The 14,991-nt window shown below is 64.3% G+C and carries 13 protein-coding genes and 1 pseudogene; 4 read left to right on the forward strand and 10 right to left on the reverse strand.

The annotated features are described in order from the left end of the window. The 4 genes and pseudogenes from QZ650_RS07760 to QZ650_RS07775 all read right to left on the reverse strand — a co-directional run. Window positions 1–273, reverse strand: a pseudogene (locus QZ650_RS07760) (hypothetical protein); the annotation flags it as partial. A gap of 136 nt (window positions 274–409) precedes the next feature. Continuing rightward, window positions 410–1,495 (reverse strand): ABC transporter ATP-binding protein, encoded by a 1,086-nt coding sequence (locus QZ650_RS07765; protein WP_292516969.1) that lies wholly within the window; start codon window positions 1,493–1,495, stop codon window positions 410–412. A gap of 4 nt (window positions 1,496–1,499) precedes the next feature. Further along, window positions 1,500–2,195, reverse strand: a complete 696-nt coding sequence (locus tag QZ650_RS07770; RefSeq protein WP_292516965.1) for an ABC transporter permease — start codon at window positions 2,193–2,195, stop codon at window positions 1,500–1,502. 62 nt (window positions 2,196–2,257) lie between these two features. Beyond that, window positions 2,258–3,235: a substrate-binding domain-containing protein gene (locus QZ650_RS07775; RefSeq protein WP_292516962.1), complete on the reverse strand. Its 978-nt coding sequence runs from the start codon at window positions 3,233–3,235 to the stop codon at window positions 2,258–2,260. 139 nt (window positions 3,236–3,374) lie between these two features. Here QZ650_RS07775 and hisD point away from each other — a divergent pair, with 139 nt between their 5' ends. Continuing rightward, complete coding sequence (hisD, locus tag QZ650_RS07780; RefSeq protein WP_292516959.1) at window positions 3,375–4,625, forward strand: histidinol dehydrogenase; 1,251 nt, start codon at window positions 3,375–3,377, stop codon at window positions 4,623–4,625. A 210-nt stretch (window positions 4,626–4,835) separates the two neighbouring features. Here hisD and QZ650_RS07785 read toward each other — a convergent pair whose 3' ends face one another. Next, window positions 4,836–6,221: a P-loop domain-containing protein gene (locus QZ650_RS07785; RefSeq protein ID WP_292516956.1), complete on the reverse strand. Its 1,386-nt coding sequence runs from the start codon at window positions 6,219–6,221 to the stop codon at window positions 4,836–4,838. Window positions 6,222–6,317: 96 nt separating this feature from the next. On the opposite strand from QZ650_RS07785, the gene QZ650_RS07790 reads away from it, so the two are divergent. Beyond that, window positions 6,318–7,100: an MBL fold metallo-hydrolase gene (locus QZ650_RS07790; RefSeq protein WP_292516954.1), complete on the forward strand. Its 783-nt coding sequence runs from the start codon at window positions 6,318–6,320 to the stop codon at window positions 7,098–7,100. Window positions 7,101–7,102: 2 nt separating this feature from the next. Here QZ650_RS07790 and QZ650_RS07795 read toward each other — a convergent pair whose 3' ends face one another. Both QZ650_RS07795 and QZ650_RS07800 read right to left on the reverse strand, forming a co-directional pair. Then, a complete protein-coding gene (locus QZ650_RS07795; protein WP_292516950.1) occupies window positions 7,103–8,398 on the reverse strand; it encodes a PAS domain S-box protein in 1,296 nt (431 codons plus the stop codon). A 253-nt stretch (window positions 8,399–8,651) separates the two neighbouring features. Next, on the reverse strand, window positions 8,652–9,836 hold the full coding sequence (locus tag QZ650_RS07800) for a hypothetical protein (protein ID WP_292516947.1): 1,185 nt from the start codon (window positions 9,834–9,836) through the stop codon (window positions 8,652–8,654). 176 nt (window positions 9,837–10,012) lie between these two features. Here QZ650_RS07800 and QZ650_RS07805 point away from each other — a divergent pair, with 176 nt between their 5' ends. Beyond that, on the forward strand, window positions 10,013–11,665 hold the full coding sequence (locus tag QZ650_RS07805) for an ATP-dependent DNA ligase (RefSeq protein WP_292516944.1): 1,653 nt from the start codon (window positions 10,013–10,015) through the stop codon (window positions 11,663–11,665). Here QZ650_RS07805 and QZ650_RS07810 read toward each other — a convergent pair. From QZ650_RS07810 to QZ650_RS07820, 3 genes are read right to left on the reverse strand one after another with little or no spacing between them, the layout of a single operon-like run. Continuing rightward, on the reverse strand, window positions 11,662–12,810 hold the full coding sequence (locus tag QZ650_RS07810; RefSeq protein ID WP_292516941.1) for a hypothetical protein: 1,149 nt from the start codon (window positions 12,808–12,810) through the stop codon (window positions 11,662–11,664). The genes QZ650_RS07805 and QZ650_RS07810 overlap by 4 nt on opposite strands. Window positions 12,811–12,813: 3 nt before the next feature. Further along, window positions 12,814–13,848, reverse strand: a complete 1,035-nt coding sequence (locus QZ650_RS07815) for a DUF2117 domain-containing protein (RefSeq protein WP_292516937.1) — start codon at window positions 13,846–13,848, stop codon at window positions 12,814–12,816. Window positions 13,849–13,879: 31 nt separating this feature from the next. Further along, window positions 13,880–14,572: a TIGR00266 family protein gene (locus QZ650_RS07820; protein WP_292516934.1), complete on the reverse strand. Its 693-nt coding sequence runs from the start codon at window positions 14,570–14,572 to the stop codon at window positions 13,880–13,882. A gap of 124 nt (window positions 14,573–14,696) precedes the next feature. Here QZ650_RS07820 and QZ650_RS07825 point away from each other — a divergent pair, with 124 nt between their 5' ends. Continuing rightward, window positions 14,697–14,978 carry an HNH endonuclease gene (locus QZ650_RS07825; protein ID WP_292516931.1) on the forward strand — a complete coding sequence of 94 codons (282 nt, stop codon included), beginning with the start codon at window positions 14,697–14,699 and terminating at the stop codon, window positions 14,976–14,978. Window positions 14,979–14,991: the final 13 nt, after the last annotated feature.

Genomic DNA, 14,991 nt, shown 5'->3' on the forward strand with positions numbered 1-14,991 from the left:
GATCTTCTTGATGCAGTCGACGCTGCCGGCGGGCTCAAGGAGGACGGTGACGCCGGGGTGGTCGGCCTCGAACGCAGCCTTCACCTTCTCAAACGGTCCGGTCAGGCTCCCGGCGTGAAAGACCTTCACCTGAACGTCTTCGGCAGGGGCTGCCGTCGGTGTGGGGGTCGGGGTCTGGTTCTGTGCACCGGGCACCGGATCGGTCTCAGTCGTTCCCATGCAACCGCAAAACAGGACCGCGATAGCGACGATGAGACAGACAAATGTGCTCATATGGGTCAATTTCATAAAATAACGTTTTGGGATGGCCCAATGTTAAAAGTATTCATCCCGGCAGATGTTAAACAGAATTGGTTTACCTGGCGCTCCTGAATCGAGTAGACGCCCGATAAGAGGGCTCTGATTGGATTCAGGACCCTTTACGCGGGATAAGGTGGACCGCCTTCGCCTGGAGGGAGACCCAGACCTCCATGCCGATATCGAGGCCGAGGGTCTCCGCTCTCCTTGCGGTCACGAGCGCAGAGAGATCGCACCCACAGTGGACCATCACGCTCACGAACGGCGCTGTGGGCTCGATGCCGGTAACCGTGGCGGGGAAGAGGTTCTCCGCCTCCTCGTAGCCGGGTTTCCTCCGGTGCAGGGAGATGTCTTCCCCGCGGATGACCATCTCCACTTCGCTCGCGGGCGGCGGGGTCGCCGAGAGGATCTCCTTTCCCTGCGCCTCCACGACGGTGAGATCGCCGCGCCGGGAGACGACCCGACCGGGAAGGATGTTCTGGACACCCACGAACCGGGCGATCCGTCGGTTCTTCGGTTCACGGAATATCTCGCGGGAAGGCCCCGTCTGGGCGATCGTGCCGTCGATCATCACGGCGACCCGGTGGGCGAGACGCTGCCCTTGCAGAAGGTCGTGCGTGCTCATGAGAACGGTCATCCCGGTCTCACGGTTCAGTTCTGCCACGATCGCCTCGATGGTGGCGGTCGAGCCCGGGTCCAGGTTCGCCGTAGGCTCGTCCAGGAAGAGGATCGCAGGATCGGTCACGAGCACCCTCGATAGCGCCACCCGTTGCTGCTCGCCGCCGGAGAGATCGGTCGCACGGCTCTGTATGTAGCGAGAAAGCCCGACGGCCTCGAGAGCATCCTTCACCTTTCGGTCGACCTTGTCGTTGGGGGCACGCCGGTACCGGAGCCCCATCGCGACATTGTCGTAGACGGAGGCGTTGAAGACTACCGGTCTCTGAAAGAGCATTCCCATCCGGCGGCGGAGATCGAGCCAGCGGCCACGCTCGCTGACCACATCGATACCGAAGATCGAGAGTTCTCCTCCGTTCGCGGGCTCGATCAGGTCGAGGATCCGGAGAAGCGTGCTCTTCCCGGAGCCGCTCGGACCGATCAGCCCGATGATCTCCCCTTCCTGGACCGAGATGTTGACATCGTGCAGAACCTCAAGACCGCCGTAGAGCTTCGTGATGTTGCGCGCTTCAATGATTGTCATCGTATCACCGCCGTTGTACGAGAGAGAGTGTGATATTCACCCCGAGCGCCACCGCGAGGAGGATGATCCCGAGCGCAATCGAGAGGGAGTAGTTTGCCATCGATGTGTTGAGCGCGATCGCCGTGGTGAGGACGCGGGTGGCGCCCCGGATGTTGCCGCCGACGATCATCACCGTCCCCACCTCGGCGATCGCCCGCCCGAAGCCGAGGAGGACGCCGGCCATGACCGCGAACCGTGCCTCCGCGATGATCGTCATGACCGTCTGGAGCCTGCTCGCGCCGAGGGCGGTGATCGTGTAGCGCTTGTCCCGGTCGATCCCCGAGAGCGCCGAGACCGTCAGCCCCATGAGAAGCGGTATGATGAGGACGGTCTGGGTGACGATCATGCCGCCGGGGGTGTAGAGGAGGCGAAGGAACCCGAAGGGGCCGATGTTGGAGAGCATCAGGAACATGAGCAGGCCCACGATGACCGTAGGGAGTGCGTACAGCGTCTGGAGCGTGGAGACGACCGCGTGCTTGCCCCGGAACTCGTAGAAGTAGATGAGCGCGCCGAGCGGCAGGGCAATCAGCGCCGCAAGGGCGGTGGCGGTGAGGGAGACGTAGAGCGAGCGGATGGTGATCTCAACCACCTGCGGGTCGAGGGTGACGATGAGCTCGATGGCCTCGATGAACCCCTCGATGATCGGGTTCCCGTTCACCATGCGGACTCACTCTCCGTCACCCTGCCAATCACCTCGTTCACATCTCCCCTATCGTTCCTGGTTTACGTGGGTGTCGGCACCGGCTCCGCACAGGTGCAGTTGAACGGCGGCTCCGTGCACTCGGGAGCGTAGAGCGGCGTAAAGAGCGGCTTGCCGAACTCTGCAGCACCGAACTCACCGATCATCTGCTTCGTCTCGTTCGTGGTGAGCCAGTTGATGAAGTTCGCGGCACCCTGTGCGTTCACGCCCGGATGCTCTGCGGGGTTGACGGCGATTGCGCTGTAGCGGTTCAGGAGTTCGGCTCCCTCGGCGATGACCGGGACCAGGGTGAGCCTGTCCGCGAACGAAAGGTAGGTCCCCTCATCGGAGAGCGTGTATCCCTGCTGCTCGTTCGCAAGGATCAGGGTATCGCCCATGCCCCTGCCGGCCTCGACATACCAGGCCCCGGAGTCAACGATCTCGGTCTCGTAATTGTAGCCCGCCTGCTCCCAGAGGACCTTCTCCTGGTTGTGGGTCCCTGAGTTGTCGCCGCGGGAGACAAACATGACACCGGGGGTGTTGTTCGTGCCGGCGGCATAGATCGTCCGGAACGCCTCCACCGGGGTCATGTTCGCGATCCCTGCCGGGTCGGACTCCGGCCCGACGATGATGAAGTAGTTGTAGGCGATGCACCGCGGGTTGATGCCGAAGCCGTCGTCGATGAACTGCTGCTCAAGGTCCGGGGCGTGGACGAGGACGAGATCGACGTCGCCGCGCCTGCCGGAGTCGATCGACTGCCCGGTGCCCTGAGCGATGAACTGGAGATCCATACCGGTCTCGCCCTCGTAGACTCGTTCGAGTTCTGCGAGCAGCCCGGTGTTCTCAAGGCTCGTCGTGGTGGCTATCCGCAGGAGGCCACCCCCGCCGGCGGGAGCGGTCGTCGCCGTGCCGGCCGGTGTCTCGTTTCCGCCAGGCGCCGGGGCGGTGCATCCCGCAACGAGAGCGAGGATGAACAGGATCGCAATGATACCTGCCGCCAGAAGAGTCGTATTCGTTTTCATAGCAGCGCGTTCAGACGCGCTCTGGAAATATATACTTATCCTGACTACAGAGTTAATTAAACTGGGTTGATTTGGTAAGGATCGCCGGTTGATGATGGGGTCGAAACCTTAACGCTCCCGCCCGCCGACCCTGTTCCTCATGTGGCAGGCGCTGGATATCGAGACCTGGATTGCCGGACGGCGGTCGGACATCGACCGGGTGAAGGGTCCGGTCTCGGAGATCATTGCCCGGGTGCGGGCGGAGGGCGATCTGGCCCTCATCGACCTGACAAAGAGGTTTGATGGGATCGATCTCGCGGAGATCGCCGTCTCCGATGAGGAGCGGGAGGCGGCCTACGATCAGGTGGACGCACGCCTGGTCGAGAGCCTTGTGGAGGCGGAGGCGCGGATCAGCCAGTTCCACGAACTGCAGCGCGGACGCGACCTCTGGCTGCAGGAGATGGAGCCCGGGATCACCCTCGGGGTCAAGACGACCCCCCTCTCCCGGGTGGGGGCCTATGTTCCCGGCGGGCGGGCGGCATACCCCTCGACGGCGCTGATGTGCACGATCCCGGCAAAGGTCGCGGGGGTCCGGGAGATCTGCTGCTGCACCCCGCCGCCGGCGAGCCCGATCACGCTCGTCGCGCTTGATATCGCCGGGGTCGACGAGATCTACCGGGTCGGTGGTGCCCAGGCGATTGCGGCGATGGCGCTCGGGACCGAGACGGTCCCGCGGGTCGAGAAGATCGTCGGCCCGGGGAACGTCTACGTCACCGCCGCGAAGATGCTTCTCCGGGACGAGGCCGAGATCGACTTCCCGGCGGGGCCGAGCGAGATAGCGATCCTCGCGGACGGCACGGCAAACCCGACCTTCATCGCGGCCGACATCCTCGCCCAGGCCGAGCACGACCCAAACGCCGCCTGTGTTCTGGTGACGACCGACGCGGCCCTCGCCGGGAAGGTCGGCGAAGAGGTGAAGCGGATGGCCGGGGAGGCGAAGCGCCGCGAGATCGTCGCAAAAGCGCTCGACCACTCCGGCTACATCGTCGCCGGCGACCTTGACGAGGGTGTAGAGACCGTCGATGGGATCGCCCCCGAGCACCTCTCGGTCCAGGTGGCCGACCCGCTCGCCGTCATCAACCGGATCCGGAGCGCCGGGTCGATCTTCGTCGGCCCCTACGCGGCGGTGGCCTGCGGCGACTACGCCTCCGGAACAAACCATGTCCTCCCGACAGCGGGCTACGCCCGCCTCTACTCCGGCCTCGACGTGAACCACTTCTGCCGGCGCTCGACGGTCCAGATGATCACGCGGGAGGGGCTTGAAGCGATCGGCGACGTGGTGGAGACGATCGCCGATGCGGAAGGGCTCCACGCCCACGCGGAGTCGGTGCGGGTGCGAAGAAGGGGATAAGGAGTTACTCTTTTTTACTCCGTTCTCCCGGAACGGGGCTTGAACATCGTAAGATGCGCATCTTGACCGGGGAGCGATGGTCGGCACCACCCGGCCGGCCTTGCCCTGTACGGCGCACCTTCTCGTTTCTGAGGGGCGAGAGGAGATCGAGGGCCGGGAACCCGCAGTCCGGTTTGGTTCGGTCGCATAAGGTTGTTAGAAGGACAGCAACTAAGCCTCGCGTGAAGGACGTGAAGCGGCCAGGTGCTCCCGTACCTCGGCAAGGTGCGCATCAAGCCACCGCCGGAACTCCGGAGGGTCGAGCGCCCGCGCCTCGTGGCCGGAGAGGTGCAGGATACGGTCGGCCTGCGCTATGAGGATATCGAGCGACGATGCGGCGAAGAGGAGCGCCGTCTCCCCGAGCGTCTCGCGCCGGGTGGCAATCAGGGTCGAGAGGGGTGTCACCTCGCCGCTCTGGAGGCAGCCCGGCACCAGCAGGTTGGTCGCGGAGCGGTCCTCGTCGAGGATGAGGAGGGGCGCCGCAGCCTTGAGTGCGGTCTGGATCTCGTGCGCCATCACGAGCGACCCGCTCCCCTGGCCGGATACCGCCCCCGGATCGCCCCTGAGCCCGGGCGGAAGGCGGCGAAAGAAGAGGCTGACGTCTGCTCCCGCGAGGTAGCGCTCGCCCGCCTCCGCCCGGGCGATCCCGTTGAGGCTGACAAGGTACTCCCGCCCGTCCCCTGCGGCGTGATCGTCCTGTCCGGCGATGACCGCATGAAGGAGAGTGCTCTTCCCTTCGGCATTCGAGCCTGCGATAGCAAAGGCCTCCCGCCGCCGGAGCGCGAGGCCCGTCACGACCCTACCGCTCCCGGCGACCTCCACCTCGACCGGGTCGAGGTCCTGCGGGCAGCAGAAGGGGACATGGACCCCCTCCTTTGGCCCCGCAATACGGTGGTGGCACCGGAGTGGGGTGAGATTGCGGGCCGGGCGTGTGCCGTCGGCGATGAACGCGACAAGCCCCATGCCGGGCAGGGCGCGCCGGAGCGCCTTCTGGTCGACGGAGAGGTCGCACGCCGCAGTCAGGACTCTCTCCGGCACCTGGCGCACGACACGGTCGAGAGCTTCGGCGAGCGCCGAGAACCGTTCGAGAACCTCCCCGATCGCGCCCGGTGCGGGCGGGCCGGGGTAGGGGAGAGCACCCCTGACGACCAGGTGGAGCCCGTCGGCGTCAATCCGGTTCTCGTCGTCCGGCCGCCAGAGATCGGTCCCGATGGCACTTCTTGACGCCATCAGCGTGACCGGCTCAATGTTCGGCAGGCAGTGGCGGGGATGCTCCGTCCCGACGCCGGCGATCGGGCCGAGGTCCCGCTCCGTGGGGACCGCCGCCTTGATCGCCTCGATGATCACCCCGGCAGCCCCGTCGGCACCGGGACCGGGATCCCGCGCCGGGATGAGGAGGGGCAGGCTGAACCGGAGCGCCGTCGTATCGAGCGACCGGACGAGGTAGGTGTTGACGAGGTCACGCACCGCCCCCCGGTTGATGCGTGCCCGGCCGTCTTCAAGACCCGCGACGATCCGGTGAATCTGCCCCTGCCAGGTCTCCTCCGTTCCGGCCATGCCCTCTCATCAGGTAATGGCACCCTGGATCCCAAGGCTCTTTCCGCGCGGTCTCTCGCCACGCCCTTAAATATCCACACGGCCCACTATTCTATAATGGAACTGACAGTCCTTGCGAGCGGGAGCAAAGGAAACTGCACCTACCTGCGAGGGGAGCGAGGTGCGCTGCTCATCGACGCGGGGCTCTCAGCGCGTGAGACCCTCAACCGCCTCTCGGACGCCGGCGGGGACGCATCGCTCGTCGAAGGGATTCTCGTCACACATGAGCATATCGACCACATCCGGGGCGTCGACGTCCTGGCAAGACGGCTCGGCGTACCGGTCTACGCGACCGGCGGCACACTGGCGGCGCTCTCCGGGAAATGCAGGCAGTCGACGGAACTGCGGCGGTGCAGGTGCGGCGAGCCGTTCACTCTCGGCGATTTCTCGGTAGAGCCCTTCGCCGCCTCCCACGACGCCCGGGAGCCCTGCGGGTTCGCCGTCACCGAGAGCGACCTCCGCATCGGGTGCTGCACCGATACGGGCACCATCACCCCGACAATGTTTGACCGGCTCGCCTCCTGCGACGCCGTCCTCCTGGAGAGCAACCACTGCCCCGATATGCTTGAGAACGGTCCGTATCCCGCTTATTTAAAGAGCCGGATCCGGTCAAAACAGGGGCATCTCTCAAACCCGGATGCCGCCCGCTGCCTGCAACGGCTCGCCGACCATATCCACATGGCGGTGCTTGCCCACTTGAGCGAGATCAACAACACGCATGAGAAGGCGCTCCTCTCCGCGTTCGAGGGGCTCGGGTTCTACTCCGATCAGGTTGCCGTCACCGTGGCGCCCCAGAACCCGGGTCCCCTGCACCCGGAGTTCTGCGGTTTCCGGCTCTGACCTCACATCTTTTTGAACGTGCAGATCATGCCGATCACGGCGCCCGCGGCATCGATGATCGGGTCGGCGGATATGCGGGCCCACTGGTTCAGCCCGTCGTCTCGTACGAGCATTGCCCCTTCTATGCACTCTCCAGGCCTGCCCTGGCTGAGGACCTCCGTGGAGAGAACCTCGCGGGTGTCATCGCCCGCAAGGAAAGGCCATATCGGTCTCCCAACCAGTTCTTCCGCGGTGCAGCCGATCAGGTGCCCGGCCGCCCGGTTGGCGAAGACGACCGCCCCGGCGGCATCGGTGGTGATCCGTGCCACCTCATCTCCGGCCGCCTCCAGGGTGCCCTGCTCGATAGATGCGTCCAGCCACTCTTCTGCGGCCCTCCGCTCGGTCTTCTCGATGATGTAGAGGAGGTGTTCGAGCTGCCGGTTTGCGTGCTCGAGCTCGGCAGTCCGCTCGGCGACGAGGTCTTCCAGGTGCTCACGGTGGCGACGGAGTTCCTCCCTTGCCTGTTTCAACTCCGTGATCTCCCTGACGATGGCCATCACGTGCGTCTCGTGCAGCGGCACAACACGAGCCTCGTAGTGTCGCACCTCCCCCTGCTCCGTGTGGCTGAACTCCAGGGGTGCGGCAGGGGCATCGGCCCGGACGGTCTGCTGGATCGCACCAAGGAGCGCGTCTCCGGTCTTTGCAGGGAATAGGTCCTGTATTCGCCGTCCGAGCAGTGTCCGGGGCACAACCGGCACTTCCGCCAGCCTGCCTGCCCGGGAGTCGATGATCGTGCCGTCGGCGTTCAACCGGAGGAAGAGATCGGGAAAGGCCTCGATCACCGCTGTCAGTTCGGACGTGGTCTGCCCGAGACGTTCCTCGATCAGGACCTGATCGGTGACGTCCCGGACGGTCAGCAGGCTGCAACAGTTCTCAAGCGGTGACCGCCGGATCTCGATATCACGCAGTTTCCCGTCTCCGCAGACCACGCTCGAAACCAGGGTGCTCCGGTCGCCCTGGAGCAGTCCCTCCCACATATCCTGTATCTTCTGGCGGTATGCCGGGTTCGGATGGGCGTGTTCGAGCCAGGCGGTGATGGTCGGGAGATCCTCCCGGGTATACCCGGTGATCCTGGTGAACGCCCGGTTCAGGTACCGGCATCTCTCCTCACCGTCAACCAGGACAAACCCATCCGGCGCCTCGTAAAGGATCGAGCGGTAGAACTCCTCTTCAGGGTGCGGTTGGTCGCGAGGCTCCTCGACACCACCGGTCCTGGATACTTCTCTCTCGATGCTTTGAACTGTGTTATCTTCCTTCATCGTGGTTCTCCCCGATCTCTTCGCATCTTCCGGCCCGCAAGCGTCGTTCCTAGAGTGCTTTACCTGAAGGGGTTGATAAGTCTATCGTTCTGTGTTCTCTGCAAATTTCAGAGATTGGTTCTTTTTAGTGGATCTTTATGGAAATGTTGTGGATCCCGCTTAAATGTGGGTTCTCTGCTGTATCCCGGAACACGGGTGGTGACGGACGAAGGAGGGGGGTAATCCCGCTGCTGCAACGTCGAGGGTGAGAGTCTCACTCCCGGTATTCGCCGATCTTCAGGACGTGCATGCAGTAGCGGTTGACACTGGTGAAGAAGGTAGATCTTGCCCGCTTCCGTCTCTCTTCATCCCCTCCCGTGCAGTCTCTGAGGATGTACTCCAGGGCAGTGATGTAGTGGGTCTGCCCGGGCGAGGCCTTCTTTGCTGCTTCAAAAGAGAGATAATTCCCGGCCCTCTGGTTGCACATAACCGCGAGCGCGGTATCGAGCATGAGAAGCAGGTGTTGGGGGAACCGTTTTAAGAGTGCCAGTTTCCGGAAACTGGCGTATGACTCCGGCTGCGCCCCGAGGATTGCAAGTTTCATGCCGAAGTAGAGCGGCTCATGGTCGTCGGGATACCGCTGCATCATCTGCCTGACTGTCGCAGCGGCACCGCTCCCGTTGTGCAGTTCTATGCAGGTCTCAAACGCTTCCCCGAGGAAGTACTTGTTCTCCGGGAACCGCTCCGTTGCGCGGGCGATGAGGCGCTGGCGGCGCTTGATGTCGTTTTCGTATCTCGCCCGCAGGATCCCGAGTCGGTAGAACGCGGGTTCACCGGGGAACCAGGTGAATCCCAGATCAAGCATTGACCAGAAGATCCGGTTCAGCCGGGCGTCTCCGTGGTCGAAAACCTCAAGACGGTTGAGCGGGGCACGTGACCGGGCGAGATTCAGCATCTCCTCACGGGCGCAAAGTTCCATATCGGTCGGGTGAAGACCCTGCTTCCTGTTCGCTGCCCGGGACAGGGTATAGTAACTGTAGGCAATCGCGGCGCTGACCCGCCCGTCGTAGTTCCTGTAACGCGCCAGGCGCTCGACTGCCGGAGGATAGTTGCCGGTATCGATCAGTTTGAGGGCCACGAGCACATCGAGGGTTGTCCGCTCCCTCCTCCGCCGCTTGTTCCCCATGGCATATCGCAGGATCTTCTCGAAATATTCGGCTGTGGCGGCCTCGTGTGCGGTGTTGAGAATCGTGCTGGTGATCGTGTCGATGAAGTCATCGTAAGCCCTGTCGTCCAGGTCGGGAAAGGTCTTATTGAGCGTGGCGGCAACGTGCCCGAAGAAGACCGGCAGGTTTGCCTCCACCCGGGTGATGTTCTTCTCGATATAATGGTTCATGGTAGCCCGCAGCTGGTCAAGTCTCCTGTCCCTGGACGTCTCCGGCTGCCATGCGCCTTCCATGTATCTTAGAAGTGTTTAGGGTATGGATATGTGTTGTTATATGATTCCGCCTGATTTTTTCAAGCGGATGGACTAGAGGAGGGGCGCCGGAAGCACCGGGCCGGAGACCCGGCACCATGCCCCAACGACAGAAGCATTGATTCTTCCCGCCGGGAAATACTTCGGGAGATATGGGTATGCAGTTTCTGGAGTTCGCCCAAATCTGCGAACACCTGGAAGGGATCTCCGGGCGCCTGGAGATGATCGAGGAGGTCGCCGCCGTCCTGCCCCGGCTCGACGACGAAGACCTCCCGGTCTTCGTCCGGTTCATCATGGGGAGGGTCTTTCCCGACTGGAGTTCCAAAACCCTCGGCGTGGGCCCGAACCTCCTCTACGACGCCGTAGCCTACGTCGTCGGCACGAAGAGGGAGACGGTTCGGGAGGCGATCAACGCGACCGGCGACGCAGGCCTCGCTGTCGAGCACCTTCTTGCAAAGAAGGAGCAGACGTCCTTCTTCATCCAGGAACTGGACCTCGTCGAGGTCTACCGGGAGTTCGAGCGGATGGCGGCGACAGGTGGCCAGCGGTCGCAACGGGAGAAACTCCGTGTGGCGCAGGGCCTCTTCGGGAACGCCCGGCCGCTTGAGGGGCGGTATCTCGCGCGGCTGATGCTTGAGGAACTCCGGATCGGCATGGGCGAGGGGAACGTCCGCGACGCCGTCGCGAAGGCGTTCGAGGTCGACGTCCGTCTGGTCGAGCATGCCCACCAGGCGATGAACGATCTCGGGGAGGTCGCCGTCCTTGCCCGGCGCAAGCCGGCAGAACTCTCCCGCGTGACGATTGAACCCTTCCGGCCGGTGAAGATGATGCTCGCCCAGGCGGGGACGATCGCCGGCCAGCTTGCCGACCACGGCGAGGTGGCGGTCGAGTACAAGTTCGATGGGAGCCGGTTCCAGTTCCACAAAGTAGGTGACGTCTCGCGGATCTACTCGCGGAGACTGGAGGAGGTCACGGACAGCCTCCCTGACATCGCGAAGCACCTTATGGCGGCAACCGACCACGACGTCATCCTCGATGGCGAGGCGGTCGCCGTCCGGGACGGGAGGCCCATGCCGTTCCAGTTCGTCATCCGGCGGTTCCGCCGCAAGCATGGGGTGGACTCGATGATGGAGAAGATCGAGCTCGTCCCGAGGGTCTTTGACATTCTCTATCTGGACGGCGAGGCGCTGATGGACCGCCCCCTCGCGGAGCGGCGAAAGATCCTCGAAGAGACGCTCGGCGCAGACGTCGCGGAGCAGTTCCGGGTCACCGATGCAGCCGCGGCGGAGGCGATCTACACCGAAGCGCTCGGTCTCGGGCACGAGGGCGTGATGGTGAAGGCCCTCGACTCTCCCTACACCCCCGGCGTCCGGGGCCGGCTCTGGGTGAAGGTCAAACCCGGCGTCGAGACCCTCGACCTTGCGGTTGTCGGGGCCGAGTGGGGCGAAGGCCGGCGGGCGAAGATGTTCGGCTCGTTCCTGCTCGCGGTCCAGGACCAGGGTCGGCTCCTTCCGGTGGGGAAGGTGGCGACCGGGATCACCGACGAGGTCCTCGCGGAACTCTACACCCTCTTCAAGGACAGCGTCATTGCCCGCTCGGGAAAAGAGGTGACGCTTGAGCCGGAGGTGGTCTTTGAGGTCGGCTACTCCGAGATCCAGACGAGCCCGAACTACGCGAGCGGCTACGCGCTCCGGTTCCCGCGGTTCGTCCGGGTGCGCGAGGACAAGAGCGTCGACGAGGTAGAGAGCCTCGATACGCTTGCCGGGCGCTACCGGCAGCAGAAGAACGGGCAGGGGTCGCTCTCCGACTAAAAATCGAAAAGTGTCTTCTGCGTCGCAATCTCCGGGATGAGTCTGCTGTGCGGCCGCCAGTGGGTGAACCCGATGAGCCGGGATGCAAGGTCGATCCCCTCATCGAGGCCCGCGCATTGGGTCTTTTGCCCCTGCATGGCGTTTCGTGTCGCCTCCCGGACGACCCAGGTGCCGAGCGGCGCCCAGTAATCGCCGGTGACGTTCCGGAGCACGAGCACCCGTGCCGAGCGGCGCACGCTCTCCAGGTACTCCGTGACCGCGAGGCGTGCCGAGTAGTAGGCCCCCGCGATCGGCGAGTAGCCGGATTTGGTGAGCCCCTCTCCGTCCACGCAGATCGTCTCGCTCCCGCCGCCCCAGAGCGACTGCTTCCCCCAGACCTCGATCATCTCGAACTTCCAGTCGCCGGGGACGAGGAGGCAGACGATGTGGTTGCCGTAGAGCGCCGCAGAGAAGACTTCTATGCCGCCGAGCGGGGGGTAGCGGGCGATCTTCTTCTTGAGCTGCTTTGAGACCGTGTCGTCGACCGCCGTGATCGCCCACCGGGTGGGGACGACCCGCCGCTTCTTCTCGCTCCCGAGGAGGCCGGCGGTGAGGAGCTGGGTGATCCGGTAGACGTCGATGCCGGAGGAATTGAGGATATCACAGGCATCGGTCGCGGTCAGATCGGTGTCCGATGTCGCCCGGTCGACCGCCCGGTCCACCCGGGCGTTCTCGAGGACGTCCATCCTTCGGATGGCGCCGGTGAGCCCGACGGGCGCGATCGTCCCGTCGAACCGGAGGTCGAAGGAGACGGGTTTCACGAACCGGACCTCCACATCGAGCGGCTGGCTTGAGAGCGCGATCTCCTGGATACTCCCCGAGAGCCCCTTCGCCTCGCCGGCGCCGCGGATCGTCCGGGCCCGGAGCCCCACGATATCCTCGATCCCGAGGCCCTGTGCCACCCAGTCCGGCGGGTGGTCGGCGTCGTCGATCATCAGCGGTCCCCCCGCAACCTTCGGGTAGCCGTAACTCCCCACAAAGACCGACGGGGCGGCGCCCTGGTAGTGGTCGCTCTGCCGGACCGGGAGCCGGGCGTAGAACCGACTCATGATCGGGCAGCGTTCAAGCCCGCAGAACCCTCTTCCTTTGCACTCGGCGCACTGCATTCTTTACTCCTCACGAAGATCGAGGACGACCCGCACCCTCCCTGTGAGGATGCGGAGCGTCTCCTCAACCCACTCTTCCCAGCAGGCCGCTTCAAGGTCGCGGACGGCCGCAACCTCCCGGCCGATATCGTCGTCCCGGCCATCCAGGACCTCGACCACCACCGAGCCCGGGGCATACCCCGGCTCGACGATGGCGTCGGCGTCCCCGTCAATGACCCCGAAGACGGGGATCCCGGCGTGGGAGCAGATGTGGCCGCAGACGGCGGTTGTATCGTCCCCGATGGCGAGGACGCCGGAGACCCCCTCCCCGATCTCGCGGTAGAGGGTGTGGCCGCAGTGGTCGATGACCGCGATCCTGCCCGGGCGGGAGGTGCGCTCGCCCTGCCGGGGAGGAACTCTCCGCACCGGACCGCTCTTGCACCAGGCGGCACCGGGGTCCGGGCAGCCCGCCCGGAGGAGTTTCTCAAACCCGTGGGGTTTTGGGTCGAGGCCGGAGACAGCCCGCATGGTGCCGTCTTCGCTTGCGAGGACGACCGTCTCTTCCGTCGCGGTCCCGATGACGATCCCGTTCACAAAGACCGCTTCCCCGGGTATGCACCCCCGGATCTCCCGCACGCCCTCCCACCGGGCGCGGGTGCTTGCCGCGGGGACGAGGGCGTAGCCTGTCCGCTGCGCGATCCCGGCCGCGAGTTCTGCATCGGCGCGGTCCCAGCAGTAGACGGTCCCGCTTGACGTCTCGACATGGACGAGCCCTTCGAGCCGGCCGGCGACGAGTTCGCCGAAGATCCGCCCTGACTCCGGGGTCTTTCCGCGGTTGACCAGGCAGCCCGGCCCGGCGAGCGCGGCGAGCACCGTGCTCGGCCGCTCGTCCGTGCAGGTGACCGAAAGCCCGGACTCCTCCGCGGCGGTCCGGGCCATCACCCCTGCGACAAGGACCTGCCGGGGGGAGAGCAGATCGATCAGCCGCCCGACGTCCCCGGCATCGAACGCCTCGGGCCCGTGCACCACCATGACGAGGTCTGCCGTCGGGGAGTTCATGCCGTAACTTTGGGTTTTGTGGACTATCAGGTTACCGTCCAGACGAGTTCTGCTGGAGGGGGAGGTAGGGTATCAGGGAACTCGCGAGTTTTGCGATGTCCATCGACTGCAGAACGACCTTCCCCGGCCCGGTCAGCGTCGTCAGGAAGAGCCCTTCGCCGCCGAAGAGGACGGTCTTCACGCCGCCGGCAAGCTGGATGCTGTAATCGACGGTGCTCTCGAACCCGACGACGAGCCCCGTCTCGACCCTGACGACCTCGCCGGGCGCAAGCGTCATCTCTTTGATGTCGCCGCAGCAGTGAAGAAACGCCGTCCCCGAGCCCGAGAGCCGCTGGAGGATGAACCCCTCGCCGCCGAAGGCACCCGACCGGAGGCGCTTCGTGAACGCGATATCGAGGTCGATGCCCTGTTCGGAGCAGAGGAACGCATCCTTCTGGGCAATGAACTCATTCCCGGCAAGATTGAGGGTGAAGATCTTTCCGGGGATATTTCCGGCAAACGAGACGAAGCCCTCGTTCCCGGTCGGGGTGAACTCGGTCATGAAGAGCCCTTCGCCCGTCATCATCCGTTTGAGTCCCTTAAAGAGCCCGCCCTTCATGTTGGTGGTCATCTGCATGTTCCCGCTCATGTTGACCATGGCACCGGCCTCGGCGCAGATGCTCTCGCCGGGGACGAGGCGGAGGGTCACCATCTGCAGGTTGTCTCCGGTAATTTCGTATTGCATGGAGGATCTCTCGTGGTTTTGAGTAATAGGTTTTTTCTACTGCCTGTACACCTGTAGCCGATTCTGCCGGATTCGGTTGGTCCAAAGGTTTATTAACCGGAGCAGGTATCCACTCATCGCGATCATGGAGCGCGGAGGACAGACGGGGGTGTGCTGCGACGATGCGCTTACCCCGGGAGCATATCTCACGGACGAAGTCATACAGGCCGTCCTCGAGCGGCAGTGCCACCGGTGTGCCGGGTGCAACGCTCCGCTCGCTCCCGGCTCGACGCATTTTGACCTCCGGCAGCCGGTGATCTGCGGCGGTTCTCCTGTGACGGAGAACTTTACGGCCCTCTGTCCCTTCTGCCACCGGAACCTCATGCGCCGGATACGAGAGCGGTTCGCCGGCCATAGGAATAAGTAGTGACCGGGTTACA

This window comes from Methanoculleus sp., assembly GCF_020696975.1.
In the GTDB taxonomy this organism is placed as follows: domain Archaea; phylum Halobacteriota; class Methanomicrobia; order Methanomicrobiales; family Methanoculleaceae; genus Methanoculleus.

Bases quoted from the DNA above. Each gene is read 5' to 3' on its own strand.
- QZ650_RS07765 (WP_292516969.1), bottom strand. From the start codon at position 1,495: ATGACAATCATTGAAGCGCGCAACATCACGAAGCTCTACGGCGGTCTT.
- QZ650_RS07770 (WP_292516965.1), bottom strand. From the start codon at position 2,195: ATGGTGAACGGGAACCCGATCATCGAGGGGTTCATCGAGGCCATCGAG.
- QZ650_RS07775 (WP_292516962.1), bottom strand. From the start codon at position 3,235: ATGAAAACGAATACGACTCTTCTGGCGGCAGGTATCATTGCGATCCTG.
- hisD (WP_292516959.1), top strand. From the start codon at position 3,375: ATGTGGCAGGCGCTGGATATCGAGACCTGGATTGCCGGACGGCGGTCG.
- QZ650_RS07785 (WP_292516956.1), bottom strand. From the start codon at position 6,221: ATGGCCGGAACGGAGGAGACCTGGCAGGGGCAGATTCACCGGATCGTC.
- QZ650_RS07790 (WP_292516954.1), top strand. From the start codon at position 6,318: ATGGAACTGACAGTCCTTGCGAGCGGGAGCAAAGGAAACTGCACCTAC.
- QZ650_RS07795 (WP_292516950.1), bottom strand. From the start codon at position 8,398: ATGAAGGAAGATAACACAGTTCAAAGCATCGAGAGAGAAGTATCCAGG.
- QZ650_RS07800 (WP_292516947.1), bottom strand. From the start codon at position 9,836: ATGGAAGGCGCATGGCAGCCGGAGACGTCCAGGGACAGGAGACTTGAC.
- QZ650_RS07805 (WP_292516944.1), top strand. From the start codon at position 10,013: ATGCAGTTTCTGGAGTTCGCCCAAATCTGCGAACACCTGGAAGGGATC.
- QZ650_RS07810 (WP_292516941.1), bottom strand. From the start codon at position 12,810: ATGCAGTGCGCCGAGTGCAAAGGAAGAGGGTTCTGCGGGCTTGAACGC.
- QZ650_RS07815 (WP_292516937.1), bottom strand. From the start codon at position 13,848: ATGAACTCCCCGACGGCAGACCTCGTCATGGTGGTGCACGGGCCCGAG.
- QZ650_RS07820 (WP_292516934.1), bottom strand. From the start codon at position 14,572: ATGCAATACGAAATTACCGGAGACAACCTGCAGATGGTGACCCTCCGC.
- QZ650_RS07825 (WP_292516931.1), top strand. From the start codon at position 14,697: ATGGAGCGCGGAGGACAGACGGGGGTGTGCTGCGACGATGCGCTTACC.